The 23,346-nt window shown below is 75.6% G+C and carries 23 protein-coding genes and 1 other RNA gene; 13 read left to right on the top strand and 11 right to left on the bottom strand.

Translation table 11 applies throughout. From position 1 onward, the window contains the following. Nucleotides 1-71: 71 nt before the first annotated feature. Complete coding sequence (locus tag ACWDRR_RS37610; RefSeq protein ID WP_449776774.1) at nucleotides 72-1,403, top strand: MFS transporter; 1,332 nt, start codon at nucleotides 72-74, stop codon at nucleotides 1,401-1,403. Nucleotides 1,404-1,519: 116 nt separating this feature from the next. Next, on the top strand, nucleotides 1,520-2,188 hold the full coding sequence (locus ACWDRR_RS37605; protein ID WP_449776773.1) for a GNAT family N-acetyltransferase: 669 nt from the start codon (nucleotides 1,520-1,522) through the stop codon (nucleotides 2,186-2,188). A gap of 54 nt (nucleotides 2,189-2,242) precedes the next feature. Here the strand turns inward: ACWDRR_RS37605 and ACWDRR_RS37600 are convergent, their stop codons facing one another. After that, nucleotides 2,243-2,473, bottom strand: a complete 231-nt coding sequence (locus ACWDRR_RS37600; RefSeq protein WP_449776772.1) for a hypothetical protein — start codon at nucleotides 2,471-2,473, stop codon at nucleotides 2,243-2,245. Between the two features lie 104 nt (nucleotides 2,474-2,577). Between ACWDRR_RS37600 and map the strand changes: the two genes are divergently transcribed. Further along, complete coding sequence (map, locus tag ACWDRR_RS37595) at nucleotides 2,578-3,423, top strand: type I methionyl aminopeptidase (protein WP_449776771.1); 846 nt, start codon at nucleotides 2,578-2,580, stop codon at nucleotides 3,421-3,423. A 60-nt stretch (nucleotides 3,424-3,483) separates the two neighbouring features. Here the strand turns inward: map and ACWDRR_RS37590 are convergent, their stop codons facing one another. Then, nucleotides 3,484-4,185, bottom strand: coding sequence for a bifunctional DNA primase/polymerase (locus tag ACWDRR_RS37590; RefSeq protein ID WP_449776770.1), 702 nt, complete (start codon nucleotides 4,183-4,185; stop codon nucleotides 3,484-3,486). A 502-nt stretch (nucleotides 4,186-4,687) separates the two neighbouring features. Here ACWDRR_RS37590 and ACWDRR_RS37585 point away from each other — a divergent pair. Beyond that, nucleotides 4,688-4,918: a hypothetical protein gene (locus tag ACWDRR_RS37585; RefSeq protein ID WP_449776769.1), complete on the top strand. Its 231-nt coding sequence runs from the start codon at nucleotides 4,688-4,690 to the stop codon at nucleotides 4,916-4,918. A 71-nt stretch (nucleotides 4,919-4,989) separates the two neighbouring features. Then, a complete protein-coding gene (locus ACWDRR_RS37580; protein ID WP_449776768.1) occupies nucleotides 4,990-5,145 on the top strand; it encodes a hypothetical protein in 156 nt (51 codons plus the stop codon). A 58-nt stretch (nucleotides 5,146-5,203) separates the two neighbouring features. Here ACWDRR_RS37580 and ACWDRR_RS37575 read toward each other — a convergent pair whose 3' ends face one another. Beyond that, nucleotides 5,204-5,872, bottom strand: coding sequence for a PadR family transcriptional regulator (locus ACWDRR_RS37575; protein ID WP_449776767.1), 669 nt, complete (start codon nucleotides 5,870-5,872; stop codon nucleotides 5,204-5,206). 335 nt (nucleotides 5,873-6,207) lie between these two features. Here ACWDRR_RS37575 and ACWDRR_RS37570 point away from each other — a divergent pair, with 335 nt between their 5' ends. The 3 genes from ACWDRR_RS37570 (at nucleotide 6,208) to ACWDRR_RS37560 (ending at nucleotide 8,350) form a co-directional block, all read left to right on the top strand. Then, a complete protein-coding gene (locus ACWDRR_RS37570; RefSeq protein WP_449776766.1) occupies nucleotides 6,208-7,503 on the top strand; it encodes a hypothetical protein in 1,296 nt (431 codons plus the stop codon). An 89-nt stretch (nucleotides 7,504-7,592) separates the two neighbouring features. Next, nucleotides 7,593-7,991 carry an ACT domain-containing protein gene (locus tag ACWDRR_RS37565; RefSeq protein ID WP_449776765.1) on the top strand — a complete coding sequence of 133 codons (399 nt, stop codon included), beginning with the start codon at nucleotides 7,593-7,595 and terminating at the stop codon, nucleotides 7,989-7,991. A 101-nt stretch (nucleotides 7,992-8,092) separates the two neighbouring features. Then, on the top strand, nucleotides 8,093-8,350 hold the full coding sequence (locus ACWDRR_RS37560) for a Prokaryotic metallothionein (protein WP_329487397.1): 258 nt from the start codon (nucleotides 8,093-8,095) through the stop codon (nucleotides 8,348-8,350). Nucleotides 8,351-8,505: 155 nt separating this feature from the next. Here ACWDRR_RS37560 and rnpB read toward each other — a convergent pair. The 5 genes from rnpB to ACWDRR_RS37535 all read right to left on the bottom strand — a co-directional run bounded on the left by rnpB (nucleotide 8,506) and on the right by ACWDRR_RS37535 (nucleotide 12,925). Further along, nucleotides 8,506-8,904, bottom strand: an RNA gene (gene rnpB / locus ACWDRR_RS37555) — RNase P RNA component class A. 13 nt (nucleotides 8,905-8,917) lie between these two features. Next, nucleotides 8,918-10,393 (bottom strand): DHA2 family efflux MFS transporter permease subunit, encoded by a 1,476-nt coding sequence (locus ACWDRR_RS37550; RefSeq protein WP_449776792.1) that lies wholly within the window; start codon nucleotides 10,391-10,393, stop codon nucleotides 8,918-8,920. Nucleotides 10,394-10,636: 243 nt separating this feature from the next. Continuing rightward, nucleotides 10,637-12,109, bottom strand: coding sequence for an RNB domain-containing ribonuclease (locus ACWDRR_RS37545; protein ID WP_449776764.1), 1,473 nt, complete (start codon nucleotides 12,107-12,109; stop codon nucleotides 10,637-10,639). Nucleotides 12,110-12,200: 91 nt separating this feature from the next. Next, nucleotides 12,201-12,593 (bottom strand): type II toxin-antitoxin system death-on-curing family toxin, encoded by a 393-nt coding sequence (locus tag ACWDRR_RS37540; RefSeq protein ID WP_449776763.1) that lies wholly within the window; start codon nucleotides 12,591-12,593, stop codon nucleotides 12,201-12,203. Then, nucleotides 12,590-12,925 (bottom strand): hypothetical protein, encoded by a 336-nt coding sequence (locus tag ACWDRR_RS37535; RefSeq protein ID WP_449776762.1) that lies wholly within the window; start codon nucleotides 12,923-12,925, stop codon nucleotides 12,590-12,592. The genes ACWDRR_RS37540 and ACWDRR_RS37535 overlap by 4 nt, the downstream gene beginning before the upstream one ends. A 116-nt stretch (nucleotides 12,926-13,041) precedes the next feature. Here ACWDRR_RS37535 and ACWDRR_RS37530 point away from each other — a divergent pair, with 116 nt between their 5' ends. Then, nucleotides 13,042-13,500, top strand: coding sequence for a DUF3995 domain-containing protein (locus ACWDRR_RS37530; RefSeq protein WP_449776761.1), 459 nt, complete (start codon nucleotides 13,042-13,044; stop codon nucleotides 13,498-13,500). A 75-nt stretch (nucleotides 13,501-13,575) separates the two neighbouring features. Then, nucleotides 13,576-14,361 carry a peroxide stress protein YaaA gene (yaaA, locus tag ACWDRR_RS37525; RefSeq protein ID WP_449776760.1) on the top strand — a complete coding sequence of 262 codons (786 nt, stop codon included), beginning with the start codon at nucleotides 13,576-13,578 and terminating at the stop codon, nucleotides 14,359-14,361. A 40-nt stretch (nucleotides 14,362-14,401) separates the two neighbouring features. Here the strand turns inward: yaaA and ACWDRR_RS37520 are convergent, their stop codons facing one another. The 3 genes from ACWDRR_RS37520 to ACWDRR_RS37510 are packed head-to-tail and all read right to left on the bottom strand — an operon-like array spanning nucleotide 14,402 to nucleotide 17,152. Beyond that, nucleotides 14,402-15,544 (bottom strand): bifunctional RNase H/acid phosphatase, encoded by a 1,143-nt coding sequence (locus tag ACWDRR_RS37520; RefSeq protein WP_449776759.1) that lies wholly within the window; start codon nucleotides 15,542-15,544, stop codon nucleotides 14,402-14,404. Nucleotides 15,545-15,548: 4 nt separating this feature from the next. Further along, complete coding sequence (locus ACWDRR_RS37515) at nucleotides 15,549-16,292, bottom strand: zinc ribbon domain-containing protein (RefSeq protein ID WP_449776758.1); 744 nt, start codon at nucleotides 16,290-16,292, stop codon at nucleotides 15,549-15,551. Between the two features lie 23 nt (nucleotides 16,293-16,315). Continuing rightward, nucleotides 16,316-17,152: a Nif3-like dinuclear metal center hexameric protein gene (locus tag ACWDRR_RS37510; protein WP_449776757.1), complete on the bottom strand. Its 837-nt coding sequence runs from the start codon at nucleotides 17,150-17,152 to the stop codon at nucleotides 16,316-16,318. Nucleotides 17,153-17,778: 626 nt separating this feature from the next. On the opposite strand from ACWDRR_RS37510, the gene ACWDRR_RS37505 reads away from it, so the two are divergent. The 3 genes from ACWDRR_RS37505 to ACWDRR_RS37495 all read left to right on the top strand — a co-directional run bounded on the left by ACWDRR_RS37505 (nucleotide 17,779) and on the right by ACWDRR_RS37495 (nucleotide 23,196). After that, the gene (locus ACWDRR_RS37505) at nucleotides 17,779-20,916 is read left to right on the top strand and encodes a class III lanthionine synthetase LanKC N-terminal domain-containing protein (RefSeq protein WP_449776756.1); all 3,138 of its coding nucleotides are present in this window, start codon (nucleotides 17,779-17,781) and stop codon (nucleotides 20,914-20,916) included. After that, nucleotides 20,913-22,913 carry an alpha/beta hydrolase family protein gene (locus tag ACWDRR_RS37500; RefSeq protein ID WP_449776755.1) on the top strand — a complete coding sequence of 667 codons (2,001 nt, stop codon included), beginning with the start codon at nucleotides 20,913-20,915 and terminating at the stop codon, nucleotides 22,911-22,913. The genes ACWDRR_RS37505 and ACWDRR_RS37500 overlap by 4 nt, the downstream gene beginning before the upstream one ends. Before the next feature lie 139 nt (nucleotides 22,914-23,052). Then, nucleotides 23,053-23,196: a VenA family class IV lanthipeptide gene (locus ACWDRR_RS37495; protein WP_153882823.1), complete on the top strand. Its 144-nt coding sequence runs from the start codon at nucleotides 23,053-23,055 to the stop codon at nucleotides 23,194-23,196. Nucleotides 23,197-23,346 lie beyond the last annotated feature (150 nt).

Below are 23,346 nucleotides of genomic sequence, written 5' to 3'. Positions count from 1 at the left end.
GGGCGGCCGCGGGCGGCCGCGGCCGATAATCCGTTGCGGCGCCGCGGCCGGGCCGCCGAGGATGGTCGTTCGTGAACGACGCCGAACCACCTCCGCGCGGCCGCCTGCGGGCGCTGCTGCGCTCCCTGCGCCCCGACCTGGCCCCCTGGCACTCCTCCCGGGACTTCCGGCTGCTCTGGCTCTCGGGCTGCGTGACCAGCCTCGGCAGCTACCTGACGTACGTCGCCGTGCCGATGCAGATCAAGGACCTCACCGGTTCGTCCTTCGCGGTCGGCCTGGTCGGCGCCTTCGAGCTGGTGCCGCTGATCGTCTTCGGCCTCTGGGGCGGCGCCCTCGCCGATGCGCTGGACCGCCGCAAGCTGGTGCTGTTCTCGGAGGCCGGGCTCGGCGTGCTCACCGGCCTGCTGCTGCTCAACGCGCTGCTGCCGACGCCGGTCCTCTGGCCGGTCTACCTGGTGGCCGCCCTGGTCGCCGCCACCGACGGCCTGCAGCGCCCGGCGCTGGACTCGCTGACCCCGCGGATCGTCCCGCACGACCAGCTGACCGCCGCCTTCGCGCTCAACTCGCTCTACCGCAACGCCGGTTCGGTGGCCGGCCCGGCGCTGGCCGGGATCATCGTGGCCTTCGCCGGGGTGCAGACCGCCTACGCGCTGGATGTGCTCACCTTCGGCGCCTCGCTGCTGCTGCTCGCCCGGATCCGCGCGGTGCCGCCGCCCACCGGTGCCGAGCGGCCGTCCGTCCGGGCCGTCCTGACCGGTGTCCGCTACGCCTGGAGCCGCAAGGACCTGCTGGGCACCTACGCCGTCGACACCTGCGCGATGCTGTTCGCCTTCCCGGTGGCGATCTTCCCCTTCCTGGCCTCGGAGCTGGGCGCCGACTGGGCGCTCGGCCCGATGTACGCGGCCTCGGCGGTGGGCGCGCTGGCGGTCTCGGCGACCAGCGGCTGGACGTCCCGGGTCCACCGGCACGGGCGGCTGCTGGTGGTGTCCGCGCTCGGCTGGGGCGCGGCGATGGCCCTGGCCGGTCTCTTCGGCAACGTCTGGCCGGTGCTGCTCTGCCTGGCGCTGGCCGGCGGCGCCGACCAGATCAGCGGGATCGCCCGCTCGACCATGTGGAACCAGTCGATCCCCGACGAGGTGCGCGGCCGGATGGCCGGTGTCGAACTGCTCAGCTACTCCGTCGGCCCGCAGCTCGGCCAGGTCCGGGCCGGCGGGATGGCCGGTCTGGTCGGCGTCCGGGCCTCGGTCTGGGCGGGCGGTGCGGCGTGCGTGGTCGGGGTGCTGGCCCTCGCCGCCGCCCTGCCCAGCCTGCTCTCGTACGACGACCGCACCGACCCGCACGCGGCGGCGGTGCGCGCCGAGCACGCGAAGGCCGAGGCGGAGCGGGCCCGGGCGGCGGTCTGACCGGCCGGACCGGTGCTGCCCGGCCGTCAGAGTGCCGCCCGAGAAAGTAAGTGACACATGGCCCATACGACCATTACCATCGTCTCCGTTGACGTTCGGCGAACGGAGGGGCGGCCATGCTGGAGACCACGGCGGAGAACGTCGTACGGAGCTGGGTGGACGGGTGGGTCGTGTCGCGGTCGGCGGCGCCGCCGATCGTGGAGCCCTGGGGGTACACCGTCGACGTCGGCGTCACCGACCACGTGACCCGGCACGTCCTGGACGCCACGGGGGGCGCCGTGCGGGAGGCCGACGTCCACAAGGTCGTCGGCGCGGTGCGCGCCCCGGGGACGTGGCTCAAGATCTTCGCCGACCCGGCGGTCGTCACCCCCTGGCTCGGGCCCCGCTGGTGGGTCGACGACGAGCCGGGCTATCTGATGACCGTCCCGCTCGGCGCCGCCCACGGGCTCACCGCCCCCGCGGGCTACCGGCTGCGCACCTGGGCCCGCGGCGACGTCGTCCGCGCCCTGGTCACCGCCGAGGACGGCTCGCTGGCGGCCCGCGGCCAGATCGCCGTCACCGGCGCGACCGCCGTCGCCGACCAGATCGAGACCGCCGCCGAGCACCGCCGCAGGGGCCTCGGCTCGCTGGTCATGCGGACGCTGGCGGGCGCGGCGCACGACCGCGGGGCGCAGACCGGTGTGCTGGCCGGGACACCGGACGGGCACGCGCTGTACACCGCGCTGGGCTGGCGGGTGGTCGCGCCGCTGACCAGCGCCAAGTACCTCGGCCCGCAGGGCGGCTGACGGGCCGTGCCGCGGCCCCGGTCCCGCCCGCAGCGGCGGGGCCGGGGCCCCGGTTCAGCTCTCGCCGCCCTCCGACGGCCGGTCGTTCCAGCGGTCGTCGTTCTTCCACTCGCGGTTGCGCTCCTCGGCGGTCTCCAGCGCGTGGGCGGCCTCCTCGCGGGTGGCGTAGGGCCCGAGGCGGTCCTTGGCGGGGCACTCCGGCCCCTCCTCCACCTTGGCGTGCTTGATGCAGTAGAACCACTCGCCCGGCAGTCCGGTCGGCTTGCGGTGGAATCCCAGGGGCATGGCGGTCTCTCCCGTTCGACGAACCTGTCGTACCGATCATGGCTCGCGGCCGCCCCTCCTGCACACCCCCGGGCGGCCGGGGGCCGGCGGATAGACTCGCGACCATGGCTCTCGTACCCGGCATCCAGTCCCCCACCCGCAAGGTCCCGGCGAACATCGCACGCCCCGAGTACGTCGGGCGGCCCGCGCCGACGCCGTACACCGGGCCCGAGGTGCAGACCGCCGAGACCATCGAGAAGATGCGGATCGCGAGCCGGATCGCCGCCCGGGCGATGGAGGAGGCCGCCAAGCTGATCGCGCCGGGCGTCACCACCGACGCGCTGGACGCCGTCGCCCACACCTACATGTGCGACCACGGCGCCTACCCGTCCGACCTCGGCTACCGGGGCTTCCCCAAGTCGATCTGCACCTCGATCAACGAGGTGATCTGCCACGGCATCCCGGACTCGACCGTGCTGCAGGACGGCGACATCGTCAACATCGACGCCACCGCGTACATCCACGGGGTGCACGGCGACCTCAACGCCACCTACCTCTGCGGCGACGTGGACGAGGAGTCCCGGCTGCTGGTCGAGCGCACCCGGGAGTCCCTCAACCGGGCGATCAAGGCGGTCAAGCCGGGGCGGCAGATCAATGTGATCGGCCGGGTGATCGAGTCCTACGCGAAGCGCTTCGACTACGGCGTGGTGCGGGACTTCACCGGGCACGGCATCAACACGTCGTTCCACTCCGGCCTGATCATCCCGCACTACGACAGCGAGCGGGCCACCGAGGTGATCAAGCCGGGGATGACCTTCACCATCGAGCCGATGCTGACCCTGGGCACCTACGACTACGAGATCTGGGCCGACGGCTGGACGGTCGTCACCAAGGACCGCAAGCGCACCGCCCAGTTCGAGCACACGCTGGTCGTCACCGCCGACGGCGCGGAGATCCTGACCCTGCCGTAGCCCGCTCCCCCGGCGGGCGCGCCGAGGACTGTCCGGTCGGCGGGGCCGGCCGGACAGGGCCTAACCGATCAGCCACTGCTCCTCGGCGACCGCGCCCACCTCGGTGCAGGCGTCGGTGAGCACGTCCAGGACGCGCAGCGGATCCGGCAGGGGCTGCTCGGGCCCGCGCAGCCAGCGCACCTGCGAGCCGTCCGGCAGCGCGGCCGGGGGCAGCAGGGTGTACGAGCCGCGGCAGTGCCAGCGCAGGCCGGGGTGCTCGGACATGGTGTCCGGCGTGGAGTCCAGCGCGCTCGGCCACCACTCGTCCTCGTCCACCGGGGTGCCCCTGGTGGCGGTGAAGAAGAGGTAGCGGTCCTCGCCGACGGCGGCCACCGGGCCCTCGACGCCCAGCGCGGCGAGGCGGTCCAGCGCCAGCCGGCCGGCCTCGGCCGGTACGTCCAGGACGTCGTGGGCACGGCCGGTGGCGGTGATGAAGTTGGCCAGAGGGTCCCGCGAGAGCCAGCGGGCGACCTGCTCGGGCTCGGTGGTCGCCTGGCTCTGCCAGGCGAAGGAGACCGGGTGCTGCGCCGGAGCCGGACACGCGACCCGGTCACAGGAACAGCGGTAGCCGGCCGGGTGGGCGGCGGGTGCGAGCGGGAATCCGGCGCGCACGGCGCCGAGCAGCTGATCCAGTCTGGCGGCGGGGCTGTCCGCCTCGGCCGACCGGGCCCGCTGACGATCACGCTTCTGCCACCAGGTCGTCCACCTGCTGCCGGCTTCCATCGGGCCCCTTCCGCGCACTGCCGTGCCTGGTGTGACACAGCATTCGACGTACCACTCCGACGCAACGCACAGCGCCCCCCGCTGCTTCCCGGGACGGTGCTCGGCCCTGCTGTCCGCGCCCCGCCGGCCGGAGCCGGGGTTGCCGGACGACCGACGCCCGGGTCACGGCACGGAGTCGCGGCAGTGCGGAGACTGCGGCTCGGCGGCCCGGCGGACACACCGCTGTGCGCCTCACCCGGCCCGTACGGGGCCCGCTGACCCGGGTGAACCCCGAGGGCGTAACAGGAAGGATAAGGGTGCGCGGGGCCTTCGGATGACCGGGGGCGGTGCCTCTCCGGTCACACTCCCGGCACCCGACCCTCACAGCCCCTCCCCCGCGCCGCCTCCGTGCGCGCCCTCGACCGCCCCCGCGCGCGCCCCGGATCGGCCGCGACCGCTGGTCGGCCACCGGTCGGCGCCGGTCGGCCGCGGCCCGGCCCCGGCGAGGTGAGACCCTGGTGGGGTGAAGAGCGCGGACACCGAATTCGTCGGCGGCCCCCTGGACGGCCGGATCCTCCCGATCCCGTTGGGGCCGATGTACGGCGTGCCCAAGACCTACAAGGTGCCGGTCCCCGCGCACGGGGAGACTCCCGCGCGCACACTGGTGTACGTCCGGGCCAAGCAGCAGCGGGGCACCCGCTGGTTCTGGCGCTACGAGTACGACGAGACGGCCACCGCCCGCGCCTCCGGGTGACGGCCGCTCCCCTCGGGAGGACGGCGATGGCGAAGACCGTACGACACGGCCCCAGGAGCCGGCCGCAGGCCGTGACCCAGCACAACCGGCAGGTCGCGGCGGTCACCGCCGGGCTGCTGGTGGTGGTCAGCCTCTACAGCGCGGTGCTCGGCCCGAACGGCTGGCTCTGGTTCGGCTGGACGGTGCTGCTGCTCGCCTGCGTGGCACTGTTCGCCGTCCGCGGCTGAGCGGCGGCACCGTCCGCCGCCCCCCTCGACCCTCCTCGGGCCGACCCCCCTCGGACGGTCAGGCATCCTCGGCGAGGATCAGGTAGAGCTTCTTGCGGGCCTCGTTGAGCACCGCCAGGCCCTTGGCGCGCTGCGCCTCCGTCCCCGTCGCCATCACCTGCCGGATCGCCTGGTCGACCGCGCCGAGCGCCTGGCCGACCTCCTGGACGGCCTCCCAGTCGACCTCCCGGCCGGCCTCCGCCCACGGCTCCGCGGGCCCTGCCTCGGCCTCGGCCCGGCCCGCCTCGGTGAGCGAGACCAGCCGCTTGCCGCCCACCTCCTCCGCGGTGATCAGGCCCTCCTCCTCCAGCAGTTGGAGGTTGGGGTAGATCGAGCCCGGGCTCGGCCGCCAGGCCCCGCCCGTCCGCTCGGTGATCTCCGCGATCATCTCGTAGCCGTGCATCGGCCGTTCCTTCAGCAGGGCGAGCAGCGAGGCCCGCACATCGCCGCGCCGGGCCCGCCCGCCGCGCCGGCCGCGCGGACCGTGCCCGCGACCGCCGTGCCCGCCGAAGCCGTGGCCGAACGGTCCGCCGGGCGGCCGCCCGGGGCCGCCGAACGGCGGCCCGAAGGCGCCGAACGCCCCACGGCCCTCGAACCCCTCCCCGGGGAACTCCCCGGACTCCGGGCCCCGTCCACGACGCCGACCGCCGCGCGGGCCCCCTTCACCGAATCGCATTCCGGAGCGCATCGCGCTCACCTCCTTGTTGATCGGACAGTGCTTACGTCACTGTCTCAATAGCTCGACGATATATCGGTGACTGTCGCTCGTCAATCGTTACCGACTGCTCCGCACGACAACGGGACGGGCCCGGCCGCCGCGCGACAGGGATCCGGTCCGGCCGCGGCCCCGCCCGCCGCAGCGGCCGCGGACGGCCCGCCGGCGGTGAACCCGGGCCGGTCCGAGGGCCGTCAACCCAGGTGTCGGCCCTCCGGGCCGGCCGGTTCGGACACCCGCGCCCACGGCGCGCCCGGACCACGGCTCACCACGGTCAGAAACGCTGACCGACGCCCAGGAGGCCGCACATGGCGCCGAGAAAACCCGTGAAGATCCCGCTCGGAAGCACCAGGCTGATCTGTCTCAGCCTCGGCGTGATCGCGATCGCCGGCGTGGCGTCCGGACAGGAGGGGACGGGGGCGACAGCACCCGTGGCGGCGGCCCGCAGCGCCCGCCCGGCCCTGACGTTCAGCAGCCTGGACGGCCCCGTCACGCCGGACGAGATCAAGTCCTTCACGTCCTACATCCGGACGCTCACCCCGGCCGCGGACAACATCGGCAACCAGTGGGCGCAGGGCCACAGCGGCGAGGACACCAAGGCGATGGGCCTGGTGTACGAGGTCTCCGGCGACCGCGCGGTCCTCGACCGGATGATCGGCTTCTGCGACGCCGTCCTCTCCGAGCGCAACGACCTGGCCAAGCGCCCGGTCGGGCAGCACGTGCTCTGGACCGGCAAGGTCGACCCCGCCTGGCCCAACGACGTCACCACCAAGCCCATCGGCACCGGCGGCGAGCAGGGCGACCCGGTGGGGCACCTCGCCAACTGCGCCCGGCTGATCCTGCGCACGCCGGCCATCTGGCAGACGCCCGTGGCCACCGGCGACCCGCACGGGTACGGCGCGACCTACCTCGACCGGGCCAAGAGGTTCGTCACCGAGGCCGACACCGCCGTCGACCGGCACATCCTGGCCCGGCTGCTGGACGTCTCCCAGGGCAACCGCCAGTACTTCGCGGCGGACTCGCCCTACAAGGGCGGCCAGCCGGTGCCGTGGAACCAGCAGATGATGTTCGACTACGCCTTCCAGAACCTGGCGATCGCGCACCAGCTGCTCGGGGACGACCCGCAGCGGGTCAAGCGGTACGACGCCCTGGTGCAGAGCAGCATCGACTGGTTCTTCTCCTCGGTGCGCACCTACACCGACCACTCCGGCAAGCCCGCCTACGACTGGGGGTACGCCCCGGCGACCAACGGCAAGGAGGACAACAACCACGGCAGCCTGGACTGCGCGGGCCTGTACCGGGCGTACCTGTCCGGCCGGTACAAGATCACCCCGGCCATGCTGGCCCCGCTGGCGAACACCTTCGTGGACGTGATGAGCAAGGCGCCGCGCCACTACGCGGGCAAGATCGACGGCACCGACGGCGCCGGGAACAGCGCGCCCACCGAGTACGTCCGCAGCGGCTGGCTCCTGATGGCCGAGTTCCGGCCCGACGCCTACCAGAAGCTGATGAACGCCAACTTCCCCAAGCGGACGACGACCGCGGACGACCAGTTCTCGCGCGCCCTGATGCTGAAGAGCCGGCGCCACAAGACGCAGGGCTGACCGGGGCCGGCCCCGCCGCCGGCGACACGCCCCGACGGCGGGGCCGGGGGCGGGCCGCCGCCCGCCCCCCAGCCGTTACGGTGGCGGGCATGGCCGGTGAACGAGATCTTGCGACCCTGCTGCGCGGCATGCGCCCGCGGCTCAACCCGGGGCGCTACGTGTACTGCACGCTGCCCGCGAAGGTGCCCGCCGGGATGCGGCCGGTGGTGACGGTCGCCGAGCCCGAGGGGGTCACGGTGGTGGTGACGCAGGAGGAGGCCGACGCGCTCGGCCTGCGCTACGAGTACGTGGCGGCCTGGATCACCCTGCACATCCACTCGGCGCTGGAGGCCGTCGGCCTGACCGCCGCCGTGGCGGGCCGGCTCGCCGAGGAGGGGATCAGCTGCAACGTGGTGGCCGGCTTCCACCACGACCACCTGTTCGTCGGCGCCGACGACGCCGACCGCGCGGTGCGCGCGCTGGAGGAGCTGTCGGCCCGGTCCGCCTGACCGGGTGCACCGAGTGGCCGCTCCCCCGGGGGGCTCCGAGACTGGGAGGGCTGAGCGCCCGCCAGGTCGGTCAGCCCCCCGACAGGAAGGGAGACGGCCCCATGGCGGTCTGCGACGTCTGTTCCAACGACTACTGGCTGTCCTTCGAGATCAAGACGATCACCGGCGACGTGTACACCTTCGACAGCTTCGAGTGCGCGATGGAGAAGCTCGCGCCGCGCTGCGAGCACTGCCAGGTCCGGATCGTCGGCCACGGCGTCGAGGTCGCCGGCCGGTTCTTCTGCTGCGCCCACTGCGCCCGCGTCAACGGCGGCCTGGGCGAGCAGATCCGCGACGCGGTCGGAGCGCACCCGGCCTAGCCGGGGCGGGCCGGGGCCCGCTCCGGCTCCGCCGGGGAGGGCCCCGGAAGCCGATGGCGAAGCAGGGGTCCAGGGCCCCGGACGCAAGGTCCGGACGGCTGAGCGAACGCGCTCGGACCGGCCCGGAACGGTGCCGGGGCGGGAGCGGGGAGGGGCGGAAGAGTCGGCCTGTACGCCGGGTTCTGTCTCCTGGGTCGCTTGCGCGGCCCGGGGAGGCGGTCATCCATCTAGGACTGCCGTTGCCGACAGCCTCGTGCGGTCTACCCGCGGACTCGGGCGAGCAGCCCTCGAACATCCGCGCACGGTGCCCGGGGGCACCGATCTTGACCTTGCTCCAGGTGGGGTTTACCGAGCCGGCCGAGTCACCCCGGTCGCTGGTGGTCTCTTACACCACCGTTTCACCCTTACCCATCGCCGAAGCGGTGGGCGGTCTGTTTTCTGTGGCACTGTCCCGCGGGTCACCCCGGGTGGGCGTTACCCACCACCCTGCTCTGTGGAGCCCGGACGTTCCTCGGCGGGTCCTGAGGACCCGTCGCGACCGCCCGGCCGACTCTTCCGCCGTAGTGGTCATGGTAGCCGCTCGGGCGGGGCCTCCCGTACTCCGGGGCGGGCCAGCGGCGGGTCACCGCCGAGGCGGGCGGCCACCCGGGTGGCGGTGCCGGTGGCCCAGGCGGTGGTGGTGACCAGGCCGAGGACGAGGATCGCGACGCCCAGTCCGGTCACGATCCACCAGCCGGCGTGGCTGGCCGGGGCGAAGCCGGTGGCGACCGGGCCGACCACGGCCGAGGTGACCACGGTGCCGATCACCGCGACGCCGAGCGACTGGCCGACCTGCCGGCTGGTCGAGGCGACCGCCGCCGCCACCCCCGCCTGGGCGCGCGGCATCCCGGAGACGGCGGCGTTGGTGATCGGCGCGTTGACCATGCCGAAGCCGAAGCCGAACAGCGCGTAGGCGGCCAGCAGCAGGCCCGGCGGGGAGTCGGCGGTGAGCGTGGTGAGCAGCACACCGCTGGTGGCGAGCCCGAGACCGGCGGCGACCAGCGGACCGCGCGGCCCCCGGCCGCCGACGATCCGGCCGGAGAGCGGGGCGCAGACCAGCATCATCCCGGCCATCGGCAGCGTCCACAGGCCCGCCTCGACCGGGCTGTAGTGCCGGACGTCCTGCAGGTAGAGGGTGTTGAGGAAGAGGAAGCCGCCGAGCGCCGCGAAGGCGCAGACGGCGGTGACGGTCGCACCGGTGAACGGCGCGCTGCGGAAGAAGCGCGGGTCGACCAGCGGCTCGGCCACCCGGAGCTCCCAGAACGGGAAGGCCGTCAGCGCGGCCAGCGCGGCCACGCCGAGCCCGAGGATCAGCGGCGACGTCCAGCCGTGCTCGGGGCCCTCGATGATCGCGGCGGTGCCGCAGCCGAGCAGCACCACCATCAGCAGCTGGCCGACCGGGTCCAGCCGGCGGGGCCGGGGCGAGCGCGACTCGGGGACGTAACGGGCGGTCAGCAGGAAGGCGACCAGCCCGACCGGAACGTTGATCAGGAAGATCGCCGGCCAGCCCGCGATGTCCACCAGGAACCCGCCGAGCAGCGGGCCGAGCGCCATCGAGATGCCGACCACACCGCCCCAGACGCCGATCGCCCGGGCCCGCTCGCGCGGCTCGGTGAAGGTGTTGGTGATGATCGACATCGCCACCGGGTTCAGCATCGACCCGCCGACGGCCTGCACCGCGCGGAACACCACCAGCCACTCCAGGCTGGGCGCCAGGCTGCAGAGCAGCGAGCCGAGCACGAAGAGCAGCAGACCGGTCTGGAACACCCGGCGGCGGCCGAAGCGGTCGGCCACCGAACCGAACAGCATCAACAGCGAGGCCAGTACCAGGGTGTAGGCGTCGATGATCCACTGCAGGCCGGAGGCCGGGGCGTCGAAGTCCTTCTGGATCGCCGGGAGGGCGATGTTCACCACCGTGTTGTCGAGCCCGACGATGAACAGGCTCAGACAGCAGATCCCGAGGATCAGCAGCCTGCGGCGCCGGCCGGGATCGGTGGACGGCATGCGGGGGGAGGTCGGTTCGGCCACGGGTCGATCCTCCCATCCGGGCGCCGCCGGGCGGTGGTGGAGCGGACCGTCCGGGTGGCGGGGCCGACCGGACCGGCCCCGGCGGGCCCGCGAGCGGGGGCGCCCGGCGACACGGCGTCGGACGGCCTCAGGCGGCCTCGGGCGGCGTCGGACAGCGTCGGGCGGCGCGACACGGCGTCAGACCGTCGCCAGACCGGCGTCAGCCGGCCCCGGACGGCCTCAGACGGCGGTGAAGCGGACCGTCCGGGTGGCGGGGTCGGCCTGCGCCAGGCGGGCCACGATCCGCCCGCCGAGCGGGAGGGGCGCACCGTTCGCCCCGCCGGCGCCGCCCGCCGCGTCGCAGCGGGCCCGGACGGCGGGTTCGCGCAGCTGGACGGTGCCCCGGGCGGGCCGCTGCTCGTCCACGTCGATGACCACGGCGGGGAAGTCCTCGCCCTCCCGGCCGGACAGCAGCTCCGCCTCCACCAGGTCGACGCAGGCCCGTTCGACCTCGGCCGAGCGGCGGTCCCCGGCCGCCATCAGGGCGGGGATGCCGGGCAGCGCCTCCCGGGCCCAGTCCGGCACCGACTCGCCGGCGGCCACGGCCGCGCAGACCTCCTGGGCGAAGCGGTCCCCGAGCCGGCGCAGCGGCGCGGTGCAGTGCGCGTACGGCGCGGCCAGCGCGGCGTGCGCCGGATCGGCCGGGGCGGGCAGGCCCTGGGTCTCGTCGAAGGCCCGGTAGCCGGCCCCGCGCAGCAGGCCGGTGCACTCGTTGAGGAAGGCCGCGTCCAGCGGGTCGTCCGGGTCGAGGGAGCGGATGAGGTCCGGGTACGGGAGGTCGTCCGGCCAGTCCACGTCGAGCGCGCGGGCGGTGCGGCGCAGCCGCTCGTACGCGGCGGCGGGCGCGGCGGGCAGGGTGCGCAGCAGGCCGACGCCGGCGTCCAGCATCAGCTCGGCCGCGGCCATCCCGGTGAGCAGGGAGATCTGGGCGTTCCAGCCGTCGGCGGGGGTGAGCGCGCGGTAGCCGAGGACGTAGCCGTGCAGGGTCTCCTCGACCTCCTGCTCGGGGACGGGCAGGCTGACCCCGCCGCGGGCCCGCTCCTGCTCCTCGCGGAGCCGGCCGACGGCGGCGAGCAGGGCGAGCTGCTCGTCGGCGCCGCCGGCGTCCACGGCCCGCTGGACGTCGGTGTAGTCGAGCCGGCGGTGCGAGCGGACCAGCGCGCGGCGCAGGTCGGCGAGGACGACGGCGCCGTCGGCGTCCAGGTCGAGCTGCCAGAGCAGGGCCGGGCGGGGCTCGCCGGGCAGCAGGCTGGCGGCGTCCTCGGAGAGCCGGGCCGGGTGCAGCGGGACGCGGTGGTCGGGGAAGTAGAGGGTCTGGACGCGGCGGCGGGCCTCGGCGTCGATCGCCCCGCCGGGGTGGACGAAGGCGGCGACGTCGGCGATCGCGTAGTGCACCCGGTAGCCGCCGCCGGGGCGGTGGGCCAGGTGCATGGCCTGGTCGAGGTCGCGCGAGCCGGGCGGGTCGACGGTGAAGAGCGGGAGGTCGGTCGCGTCGTACTCCGGCAGCCGCGGCGACTCGGCGGCCTGCTCGGCCTCCGCGAGCACGGCGTCCGGCCACTCCGTGCGGATCTCCAGGTGGGCGCGCAGCTCGGTGAGTTCGGCGTTGATCCGGGCCGAGTCGGCGGCCTTGACGCGCAGTTTTCGGCGTGGCATGCAGGCAGCGTAGGGCGAATCGGGTGATTCCGGGCGGACGTCGGCGGCGGGCGCGCCGACGCCCGGCGGTGGAGCCGCCGGGCCGGCCGGCTCAGCGGCCGAGCAGGGACCGGAGGTCCTTGGCGGCCAGGGCGACCGCGTCGTCGTAGCCGCCGGTGGCCAGCCGGAGCACGAAGGCGACGGCGTCGTCCGGGTGCGGGTCGGTGTAGGGCTCGGCGTTGTAGTCGAGGAAGAGCAGCATCGCCTCGAAGGAGGTGCGCTTGTTCCGGTCGATCAGCGGGTGGTTGCGGGCGAGGCTCTGGCCGAGCACGACCGCCTTGGTCCAGAGGTCGGGGTAGGCGTCCTCGCCGAAGAGGCTCGCCTGCGGGCGGCCGAGGGCCGAGAGCAGCGCGCCGAGGTCGCGGATGTTCTCCGGACCGCCGGCGAGGTAGCTGACGTCCGCCAGGTCGAGGTACTCGACGCCGCCGCTCCACTGCCCGGTCACAGGTCCTTGAGCCTCTCCAGCGTCTCCGCGTTGGCGGCGCGGATCCGGGCGACCATGGCGACCCGGCGCTCCTCCCGGCTGGGCGCCGGCTTCTCGGCCAGGGCCTCGGGCAGCTCGGACTGCCGCACGTCGAAGGCCAGCTCCGCGCGGTCCGGCCCGGCCGCCTCCGTCACCCGCACCCGGCCGGCCAGCACCGCCTGGGCCGCGGCCCGGAGCGCGAACTCCAGTGCCTGCCGGGTCTGCGGCGGCAGGTCGGCGGGCAGCCGGACGGGCAGGGACTCCTCCACGGCGTCGTCGTCGCCGGGTACCAGGTCCAGGGGGCGCAGGGTCATCTCGTCACTCTCCTTCGGTGCCACCGTAGGCCGGGGGCGGGCCGGCGGCCCAGCGGATTCTCCGTAAGGGCTCGTAGGGTGGCTCCGGTGATCGGACTCGGACGGGGGATCGGCTGATGGGCGCGGTACGGGTGACGGGGGCGGCGGTGGCCGGGGTGCTGGCGGCGACGGGGGCGCTGCACGCGGTCTGGGCGGTGACGCCGTGGCCGGCGCGGTCACCGCGGGAGTTCGCGGACACGGTGGTCGGCACGGGCGACGGCGTGCCGCCGGCGGCGGCCTGCCTCGCGGTGGCGGGGCTGCTGGGGACGGCGGCGTACCTGGTGGGCGCGGAGGCCGGGGCGCTGCCGGCGGTGGGGCCGCGACGGGTGCGCCGGGCCGGTGTCCGGGCGGTCGCCGGGGTGCTGCTGGCGCGCGGGGCGGCCGGACCGCTGGCGTTCGGCGTGCTGAGCGAGCGGACGGATCGGTTCAGGCGGCTGAACGTGCGGTACTACTCGCCGCTCTGCCTGGCGCTCGGCGCCGGGGCGGCCGTGGTCGCGGCGGCCGCCCCCGGCGCGTCCCCGGGCCCGGACGCGTAGCGGGGTTACCCGCGGTCGGGCCGGTTTGCGTAGGGTGGCGGGGTTCGCCCGCCACAAATTGTTGAGGAGCTCGCTGTGCTGGTGCTGTTGCCGCCCTCGGAGGGCAAGGCCGCGTCCGGGGACGGAGTGCCGGTGGCGCTCGACGCGCTGTCGCTGCCCGGGCTGACGGCGGCGCGCGCGCAGGTGCTGGAGACCCTGGTCGGCCTCTGCCGGGGTGACGAGGAGGCCGCCGCCGAGGTGCTCGGCCTGAGCCCGGGCCTGCGTGGCGAGGTCGCCCGGAACGCGGGCCTGCCGACGGCCGGCGCACGGCCCGCCGGCGAGGTGTACACCGGTGTGCTCTTCGACAACCTCGCTCTGGCCACCCTGGACGAGGCTGCCCACGACCGGGCGGAGCGCTCGCTGCTGGTCTTCTCCGGCCTCTGGGGCGCCGTCCGGATCGGCGACCGGATCCCGCCCTACCGCTGCTCGATGGGGGTGAAGCTGCCCGGCCTGGGCGCACTCGGCCCGTACTGGCGCGCGGCGACGGCCGCCGTGCTGCCGGAGGTGGCGGACGGCCTGGTGCTCGACCTGCGCAGTTCCGCGTACGCGGCGGCGTGGAAGCCGGCCGGCGAGCTGGTGACCCGGACGGCCACCGTGCGGGTGCTGCAGGAGCGCGACGGCAAGCGGTCCGTGGTGAGCCACTTCAACAAGGCCACCAAGGGCCGGCTGGTCCGCGACCTGCTGGTCGCGGGCGCCGAGCCGAAGACCCCCGGCGAGCTGGTGGAGGCGCTGCTCGGGCTGGGGCACCGGGTGGAGGTCGCGGCCGAGGGCACCGCCCGCAAGCCGTGGCAGCTGGACGTGGTGGTCACCGAGGTCCACTGAGCGGTGGCGGCGGGCCCGGCGCGGGCCCGCCGCCGGGGCGTCAGCGCAGGTGGCCGGTGTCGTTGAGCAGCCGCACCGAGGCGTTGCCGTCCGCGTAGTACTGGACGGCGCAGAGCGAGGCGGCGGACAGCTCCATCCGGTAGAGCGAGTCCGGCGGGGCGCCGAGCGCCAGCCGCACCAGGGTCTTGATCGGGCTGACGTGCGACACCACCAGGACGGTCCGGCCGTGGTGGCGGGCCAGGATCTTGTCCCGTGCGACGCCGATCCGGTGGGTGAGCGCGGTGAAGCTCTCACCGCCGCCGGTCGGCTTGGCCTTGGCGGAGCCGAGCCAGGCGTTGAGGTCCTCCGGGTGGCGTTCCTGCACCTCGGCGAAGGTCAGCCCCTCCCACGCGCCGAAGTCCACCTCGCGCAGGCCGTCCTCGTAGCGGACCTCCAGGCCGAGGCGGGCGGCGACGGTCTCGGCGGTCTGCCGGGTGCGTAGCATCGGGGAGCTGACCACGGCCTGGACGGAGCCGCGCGCGGCGAGCGCCTCGGCCGCGCGGTCGGCCTGCCAGCGGCCCTTCTCGGAGAGCTCCGGGTCGCTGCCGCCGCTGCCGGAGAAGCGCTTCTCCGGGGTGAGGTGGGTCTCGCCGTGGCGGAGCAGGACGAAGGTGGTCGGCGTGCCGAGGTCGGCGGCGGCCGCCCAGCCGGCCTTGGGGGCGACGGTCTCCAGCGGGGGCTCGGTGACGGGCGCGTCGGCCTTGGGCGCCCTGGGCTCCCACTGGCGGCCGGCCTTGCCCGCGTCCATCGCCTCGTTGGCGAGCCGGTCGGCGTCCTTGTTCCGCTCGCGCGGGATCCAGGTGTACTTGACCTGGCCGCGCGGCAGCACGGCCCGGGCCTCGGCGGCGAGCGGCTGCATGTCGGGGTGCTTGATCTTCCAGCGCCCGGACATCTGCTCGACGACCAGCTTGGAGTCCATCCGGACGTCCACCGAGGCGTCCGGGTCGATCTCCCGGGCCGCCTTCAGGCCGGCGATCAGGCCCTTGTACTCGGCCACGTTGTTGGTGGCGTGGCCGATGAACTCGGCGGCCTCGGCGATGATCAGGCCGGTGTCGCCGTCCCGGACCACCGCGCCGTAGCCGGCCGGCCCCGGGTTGCCCCGGGAACCGCCGTCCGCCTCGACGACGAACCTGCGCCCCGCCATCGGATCAGATGCCCGAATCGGCGGTGCGCACCAGGATGCGGCCGCAGTTGTCGCAGCGGACGACCGCGTCCTTGGGCTCGGCCTTGATGGCGTTCAGGTCGGAGACGGCGAACTCGACCCGGCAGCCCTCGCAGCGGCGCTGGTAGAGGCGGGCCGCGCCGACGCCGCCCTGCTGCTCGCGCAGCCGGGTGTAGAGCTTCAGCAGGTCGGCCGGGACGACGGCGGAGACGGCCTCGCGGTCGCGCTTGACCTTCTCGGCCTCGGCGTCGATCTCGGCGAAGGCGGCGTCCCGGCGGGACTCGGCCTCCGTCAGCACGACCGTGGAGTGCTCCAGGCGCGCGGTCAGCTCGGTGACCCGGGTCTGGGCGGACTCCAGACGCTCCATGATCTCCAGGACGACGTCCTCGAGGTCGCCCTGGCGCTTGGCGAGCGAGCCGATCTCGTGCTGGAGGTTCTCCAGGTCCTTCGGCGAGGTGATCGCGCCGGAGTCCAGCCGCTGCTGGTTGCGGGCGGACCGGGCACGGACCTGCTCGACGTCCTGCTCGGCCTTGGTCAGCTCACGGGTGGTGTCGCCGTGCTGGGCCTGGGCGGCCACCACGAGGTCCTTGAGCGCGGTGTGGTCGGCGGTGGCCTTGTCGATCTCGGCGTGCTCGGGCAGGCTGCGACGCCGGTGGGCCAGCTGGTCGAGCTTCGAGTCGATGGCCTGGAGGTCGAGCAGGCGGATCTGGTCGGCGGGCGCGGCGTTCAAGCGGAGAGCTCCTGTGAATCGGGTCAGGCGGTGAAGGACATGGGGGCGTGCGCGGTCCACGGGTCGGTGACCCGGTGGGAGACCTTCGTCTCCACGGCCCAGCCCCGCTGCTCGGCGGCGCCGTGCAGCGCCCGCTCGGCCAGGGTGAGCCAGGGCCACTCGGTGGCCCAGTGCGCGGCGTCGACCAGCGCGACCGGCGACGCCTCGGCGGCCTCGGACGCCGGGTGGTGGCGCAGGTCTGCGGTGACGTACGCGTCGACACCGGCCGCCCGCGCCTCGGCGAGGAAGCCGTCGCCGGAGCCGCCGCAGACCGCGACCCGGCTGATCGGCCGCGCCGGGTCACCGGAGACCCGGACGCCGGCGGCGGTGGCCGGCAGGCCCTCGGCGACCCGGGCGGTGAACGCGGCGAGGGTCAGCGGGGGCTCCAGCAGGCCGATCCGCCCGCTGCCGCGCCGGCCCAGCGGGTCCGTCGGGTCCGGCACCAGCGGGCCGGTGACGCGCAGGCCGACGGCCTCGGCCAGCGCGTCCGAGACGCCCGGGTCGGCGTGGTCGGCGTTGGTGTGCGCCACGTGCAGGGCGATGCCGTTGCGGATCAGCGTGTGCACGACCCGGCCCTTGAACGTGGTGGCCGCGACGCTGGTGGTGCCGCGCAGATAGAGGGGGTGGTGGGTGACCACCAGGTCGGCGCCCCACTCGACGGCCTCGTCGACGACCGCCTGCACGGGGTCGACGGCGAAGAGCACGCGGCGGACCTCGGCCTGAGGGTCTCCGCAGACCAGGCCGACGGCGTCCCAGGACTCCGCCCACTGCGGCGGGTAGACCTCTTCGAGCGCGGTGATGACGTCGGACAGTTTCGGCACCTGTCGAGACTACCGTGCGCGCGGGGGCGCCCGGGCCGCCCGGGCCGGGCACGGGGGTGCGCGGCCGGACGTCAACCTGCGGTTCCGGGCGTTCGAGCCGCCGCCCGGGGCGCGCTCCGGGGGCGCACCCGGGGCTCGTCCGGGGGCTCCCGGGGCGCCCGCCGCGCTCGTCGCGGGCCGGGACGCGGGCCGTGCGGGCGCCGCCGGAGCCCGGGTACGCGGGGGTGCCGCTCACAGCGGGCCGCTCGCACATATTCGAAACCGCGCCCAGATCACCCTTACGAGTGAAGTGACCCGCTACGCGTTGAGCCCGCCCGGAAACCGAAAGTAACTTCACTCCTGCGAACGGGAGTTGCCTCGACCGGGGGGTCGGGAAGGCACTCCGCCGACATGAGGGCCGGGCAGGACGGGCCGTCGGCGGACGCGGCCGGGGCCGCGCTCCCGTACTTCCGAGAAACCGATCAGGCCGTCGGCGTGCGCCGCGGGTGCCGGAGCAGTGGGCACCCGCGGGCGCCGGCCGGGACGAAGGGATGTGAATGCGGATGGGGGCGGGCACATCGCTGCGTACGGCCGGGGGGAACGGATCGGCGGACCACCGGCCGGGTGCGGCCGGCGGGTGGCCGGAGGTGGCGCGGGCGGCACTGGCCGGCACCGGAGGCCGGGGAGGCGGCGGCGACTGGGAGGTCACCGTCGAGGGCTTCTGGTGCACGGCCGGGCCGGCCGCGGCGGACCTGGCCGCGGAGGGCTGGAAGATCCATGTGAGCGCGGCGTCGGCGGTCGGCGGGGCCGTCCTGGCCGCCGTCACCGAAGTCCTGGCCGACGATCCGTGCACCTTCAAGTTCGCCGCCGGACCGGAGCAGCTGCACGAGATCAACTCGCGCAACAGCGACCGGGGTTCGGCGGGCAAGTTCATCACGGTCTACCCGGAGGGCGAGGAGCAGTTCCGGCGGCTGGCCGCCGCGCTGCACCGGGCGACGGACGGCCTGCCCGGGCCGGTGGTGCTCTCCGACCGCCCCTACCGGCCCGGCAGCCGGGTGCACTACCGCTACGGCGCCTTCGCGGCCCGCGCCGAGCTGGGCAACGACGGCGGGTACCGGTCGATGCTGCGCGGCCCGGACGGCGAGCGGGTCGAGGACGTCCGCGGGGCCTCGTACCGCTGTCCGCCGTGGGCGCGCGACCCGCTGGCCGACGGAACCGGGCCGCGGTCGCAGGACGGCGCGGTCCCGGGGCGGGCGGCCCGGGGGGACGCGACGCAGGGGCGCGGGCCCGGGGCGGCCAGGCCGGCGGCGCCCAGGCGCGGCTCCGGCGGGGTGCTGCTGGCCGGGCGGTACGCCGTCACCGGGGCGATCCGGCACAGCGCCAAGGGCGGCGTCTTCCTGGGGCGGGACACCGAGGGCGGCGCCGAGGTGGTGGTCAAGCAGGCCCGCGCGCACATCGAGGTGGACCGGGCCGGCACCGACGCCCGGGCCGCACTGCGGCACGAGGCCGCGCTGCTGGCCCGGCTGGAGGGGCAGGAGCTGGCGCCGCGGCCGGTCGAGCTGATCGAGCAGGACGACTCGCTGTTCCTGGTGCAGGAACGAATCGCCGGGCAGCCGCTCGGCAGCTGGGTGGCGGCCCGGCTGCGCCGGGACGGCAGCCCCGATGTGGACTGGGCCGAGGCCGGACCGCTGGTGCACGCCCTGCTCGACCTGGTCGAGCGGGTGCACGGGCTGGGGCTGGTCCTGCGCGACCTCTCCCCCGGCAATGTGCTGGTACGGCCCGACGGGTCGCTGCGGCTGGTCGACCTGGAGCTGGCCGCCGAGGCCGGGCGGGCGGCCGGCTCGGCCGGGACCCCCGGCTACCGGGCCCCCGAGCAGGGGCCGGGACGCCTCGCCCTGGTCACGGGCGGCGCGGGCGGCACCGACGCGGGCCGGTCGGTCCGGGGCAGCGCGGCGCGTGACGGGGCGGCCTGCGCCGGCCGGGGGCGGGACGTGCTCGGCAGGGACTTCCTGGTCGGCCCCCGCGTGCTGCCGGAAGGCACCTGCGTGGCCGAGCCGGCGGTCGACCTGTACGCGCTCGGCGGGCTGCTCTTCCTGCTGGCGACCGGCCACGACCCGCTGCTGCCCGAGGACCTCCCGCAGGCCCGGCCGGTCGGGGAGCGCCTCGGCCGCTGGCTCGCCCTGGCCGCCCGCTCGGGCGACACCGCGCGGCGGCTCGCGCCGGTGGTGCTGGGGCTGCGGGCGGAGGAGCCGGAGCGGCGCTGGAGCCTGTCCCGGGTGCGGTGCGCCCTGGCGGGCGCCCCGGACGCCCAGGGCGACACGGGCCACGCCGGCACGGCGGGCGCGACGCCGACGGGCGAGGGCGCCAGCGGCGAGGCCGCCCCGGGCGGCGGTCCGACGGCGGGCCGCCCGACCGGGGCCGCCACCCTCGTCGACCGGGTCCTGCACGACGGGCTGCACCACCTCGCGCTGACCGCCACGCCGCTGCGACGGGACCGCCTCTGGCCCGCCGTACCGGCCGGGCAGCAGTCCGACCCGTGCAACGTCCAGCACGGCGCCGCCGGCGTCCTCGCCGTGCTCGCCCGGGCCGCCCTGACGGACGGGCTGCCCGACGCCGTCCGGGAGGAGTCCCGCCGGACGGCGCGGACGGCCGTCGAGTGGATCGAGCGCCGCTGCGCCGCCGAACCGGTCGTCCTGCCGGGGCTGCACTTCGGCCGCTCGGGCGCCGCCTGGGCGCTGCTGGACGCCGCCGGGGCGCTGGGCGACCGCGCGCTCGCCGAGCGGGCCGCCGACCTCGCCCGCCGGATAGCCGTCGAGTGGCCCAACCCGGACGTCTGCCACGGCGCGGCCGGCGCGGGCTTCCTCCACCTGCGCTTCGCCGCCGACCCCCTGGCGGCCGCGCCGGAGCCCGGCGGGGAGTTCCTGGACCGGGCCGCCCGCTGCGGGCACGGCCTGCTGGCCGCCGCCCGGCCCACCCCGGAGGGCGTGGTCTGGCCGGTACCGAAGGAGTTCGACTCGGCGCTCGCCGGGATCACCCACCTCGGGTTCGCCCACGGGGTCGCGGGCGTCGGCGCCTTCCTGCTGGCCGCCGCCGAGGCCACCGGCGACCGGGCCCTGCTCGACGGCGCGACCGAGGCCGGGCGCACGCTCGCCGCCACCGTCCGCCGGGAGCACGGCGGGCTCTACCGCGGGCAGCACAGCGGACCGTTCGACGGGCCGAACGACGGGTGGTACGGCGAGGGGATCACGACCGGGGGCGGCGCCGAGGCCGACGCCCGCCCGACGGCCTGGTGGCCGCAGGGCGCGGGCGACCCGGAGCACGTCCGGCTCGCGCACTGGTGCAGCGGGTCGTCCGGCGCGGGGACCTTCCTGCTCCGGCTCTGGCAGGTCACCGGTGACGACAGCGCGCGCGAACTCGCGCTCGCCGCCGGCCGGGCGGTCCTGGCCGGACGCTGGCACTGCGGCGTCAGCGCCTGCCACGGGCTGGCCGGCAACGGCGAGTACCTGCTGGACCTGGCCGGAGCCACCGGCGAGCCGGAATTCCGCACCGGGGCCGAGGAGTTGGCCCAGTTGATCGCCGCCAGGTCGGCCCTGCGCGACGGGCTGCTGGTGCTGCCCGACGAAACCGGCACCGGCTGCGCGGCCGCGTACGGGACGGGGACGGCGGGCGCGCTGGCCTTCCTGCTGCGGCTGCGCCACGGCGGCCCCCGGCTCTGGGTGGACCCGGTGCCGCCCGCCCGGGCCGGCGAACTGCCCCCCGAAACGGGCGGGGTGAGTCCCTCGTGAACGTGGCCGTCCGCTCCGCGACGCAGGCCCTGCGCCGCCTCAGCTTCACCTTCGCCACCGACGGCAGCCACGCCGCCTGCCTCGCCTCCGCCGCCGACGGCGGCTGGTACGCGGAGAGTTGGGCCCTGCCCCCGGCCGGACCGGCCACCCCGACCGCACTGGCCCTGCCCGGCCACCGGTCCGAGAGCCTGCGCTGCCAGCTGATCGCCCTGCCGGACGGCTCGGTGCTGGTCTGCCGGCACGACGGCGAGCGGCACGACCTGGTGACACTGTCCGCCTCCCCGCCGGGGAGCGAACCGGCCACCGTGGAACGGCCGTTGGCCACGCTGCGACGGCCCGGTCTGCGCCTGCTGCCGCTCCCCGCGGCGGCGTCCGACGGCCACCGCACCCCGGTCGCGCTGGCGCTGGGCACCGACACCCGGCCGGGCACCACCGCCTGGCTGGTGTACGCCGACGGCGGCGAGCCCCGACAGGTCGCCGAGATCCCCGGTCTGCACGGCGGCGGCGTCTGGCTCGACCGCACCGGAGCCCTGCTGGCGCTCGACCGGGTCGACGCGGGCATCGTCCGCAGCGTCGTCCTGGACCTGCGCACCGGCGCGGTCACCCCCCTGCTGGAGATCGGCGAGCGCAGCAACGACCGGCTGGTCCTGTTCGACCCGGAGAGCCGCTTCGCGATGGTGCGCAGCGACGCCCCCGGGGTCGACCGGCTGGGCTGGGGCGTGCTGGGCGGCGGCGAGCCGCTGCGGTTCCCCGAGTGCCTGCACGTGGCGGGCATGTTCCTGCGGCCGGTGGCACTGCGCGCCACCCCGGACGGGGCGCGGGTGGTCGTCCAGATCGACCACGGCGCCGGCTCCGCGCTGGCGCTGTGGCGGCCGTCCGCCGGGCGGCTGGACCCGCTGCCGGTGCCGCCCGGCCGGCTCGGCGCGGTCGGGCACTGGTCGGACGCGGGGCTGCGCCTGCCGTACTCCTCGCCCGAGCACCCGGCCGCCCTGGCCACCCTGGACGTGGACACGCTGCTCGCGCAGGGCCCGACCGCCGCGGCGCCCGGACCGGTGCCGCTGCCACTGCAGTTGGCGCCGCTCGGCTCCGGCCTGCCCGGCCCCTGGCGGGACACCGTGCTGCCGTGGCAGCCCGGCGGACTGCGGGCCTCCCGCACCGCGCCCCCCGGCTGGCGACTGGACGGCAGCACCCCACCGGGGGACGGCGGGCGCTGGCACTCCGCGCAGAGCATCGAACTCGCGGGCCCGGCAGGCCCGTTGGAGGCCGTGGTGTACGGCGGGGACGCCTGGCTGAGCAGCCCGCACCTGGTCCTCGCCCTGCACGGCGGCCCGGCCGACGCCTGGCGGCTGGAGTTCGACCCCGCCCTGCAGCGGATGGCGGCCGGGGGCCTGGCCGTGATCGCGCCGAACCAACGCGGCTCCACCGGCTACGGGGTGGCGCACGCGCTGGCCATCCGCGGCGCCTGGGGCGGGCCGGACCTCGACGACGTCCTGTACCTGCTGGACGGCATCGCGGGCCAGCGCGCCGCGCTCGGCCTGGAGCCGCCCGCCCTGTTCGGCGTCAGCTACGGCGCGTTCCTCGCCCTGCTGGCGGCCGCGCACGCGCCCGCCGAACAGGTCGCGCGCTGCGCGGTGGTCGCACCGTTCCTGTCCGGCGCCCGGCTGCTGGCCGAAGCGGCGGCCCCCGTAAGGGCACTGACCACCCGGCTGGGCGGCGGCGAGCCGATCGCCGACGCCCGCGGCCCGCGCGACGTCCTCCAGCTCGCGCACCGGCTCCGCGCGCCCCTGCTGATGGTGCACGGGGACCGGGACGAGACCGTCCCGGTGAGCCAGTCCCGTGCGCTGCGCCACGAGTTGCTGCGGATCGGCCGCACCGAGGGCGCCGACTTCCGGTACGTCGAGGCCGCCGGCGCCGGGCACGAGGTACTGGCCGAGGACGGCGCCGCCGTGCTGCACGAGCTGCTGGCCGGCTTCCTGCGCACCGGCCGGCCGGGCTAGCGGCCCGGCCCCACAGACTCCCGGGCCGCCACGGCCCGGGGCGGTACCTGCGACGGCGGATGGAGGCCGTCGCAGGGCGAACACCCAACGCCCCTACCGCAGATCGCGGCGGGCGGAACAACCAGGGGAGGACCCGATCATGGAGAACATGGTGGACTTCGAGACCGACCTCGCGGCGCTGCAGGAGCTGCCCGAGACCGAGTCCGTCGAGCTGACCGGCCACGGCGGCGGCTGCCAGTACACCTGCCTCATCCTGACCTGTCTGATCTTCACGATCAGCTAGTCGCGGGCCGGTCGACCGGTGAACCGCGGCCGCCGCTCCCGCCTGTCCGGACAGGCCGAACTCGTTGTTGAAGACGGGCTTTCCGGCGGCGCCGGCGGTGTTGTAGTTCTTGATGATCTGTCCCGTACTGTCCGCGCCGATGAAGTGGTA

This window comes from Kitasatospora sp. NPDC003701, assembly GCF_053587085.1.
The sequence above is the reverse complement of the archived record's forward strand: the minus strand, read 5'-3'. Positions and strand labels throughout refer to the sequence as shown.

Excerpts from the sequence above, each read along its gene's own strand:
- ACWDRR_RS37530 (WP_449776761.1), top strand. The coding sequence starts at position 13,042 with ATGGGCGCGGTACGGGTGACGGGGGCGGCGGTGGCCGGGGTGCTGGCG.
- ACWDRR_RS37605 (WP_449776773.1), top strand. The coding sequence starts at position 1,520 with ATGCTGGAGACCACGGCGGAGAACGTCGTACGGAGCTGGGTGGACGGG.
- ACWDRR_RS37565 (WP_449776765.1), top strand. The coding sequence starts at position 7,593 with ATGGCCGGTGAACGAGATCTTGCGACCCTGCTGCGCGGCATGCGCCCG.
- ACWDRR_RS37550 (WP_449776792.1), bottom strand. The coding sequence starts at position 10,393 with ATGCCGTCCACCGATCCCGGCCGGCGCCGCAGGCTGCTGATCCTCGGG.
- ACWDRR_RS37545 (WP_449776764.1), bottom strand. The coding sequence starts at position 12,109 with ATGCCACGCCGAAAACTGCGCGTCAAGGCCGCCGACTCGGCCCGGATC.
- ACWDRR_RS37590 (WP_449776770.1), bottom strand. The coding sequence starts at position 4,185 with ATGGAAGCCGGCAGCAGGTGGACGACCTGGTGGCAGAAGCGTGATCGT.
- ACWDRR_RS37520 (WP_449776759.1), bottom strand. The coding sequence starts at position 15,544 with ATGGCGGGGCGCAGGTTCGTCGTCGAGGCGGACGGCGGTTCCCGGGGC.
- ACWDRR_RS37495 (WP_153882823.1), top strand. The coding sequence starts at position 23,053 with ATGGAGAACATGGTGGACTTCGAGACCGACCTCGCGGCGCTGCAGGAG.
- ACWDRR_RS37570 (WP_449776766.1), top strand. The coding sequence starts at position 6,208 with ATGGCGCCGAGAAAACCCGTGAAGATCCCGCTCGGAAGCACCAGGCTG.
- ACWDRR_RS37575 (WP_449776767.1), bottom strand. The coding sequence starts at position 5,872 with ATGCGCTCCGGAATGCGATTCGGTGAAGGGGGCCCGCGCGGCGGTCGG.
- ACWDRR_RS37560 (WP_329487397.1), top strand. The coding sequence starts at position 8,093 with ATGGCGGTCTGCGACGTCTGTTCCAACGACTACTGGCTGTCCTTCGAG.
- map (WP_449776771.1), top strand. The coding sequence starts at position 2,578 with ATGGCTCTCGTACCCGGCATCCAGTCCCCCACCCGCAAGGTCCCGGCG.
- ACWDRR_RS37600 (WP_449776772.1), bottom strand. The coding sequence starts at position 2,473 with ATGCCCCTGGGATTCCACCGCAAGCCGACCGGACTGCCGGGCGAGTGG.
- ACWDRR_RS37535 (WP_449776762.1), bottom strand. The coding sequence starts at position 12,925 with ATGACCCTGCGCCCCCTGGACCTGGTACCCGGCGACGACGACGCCGTG.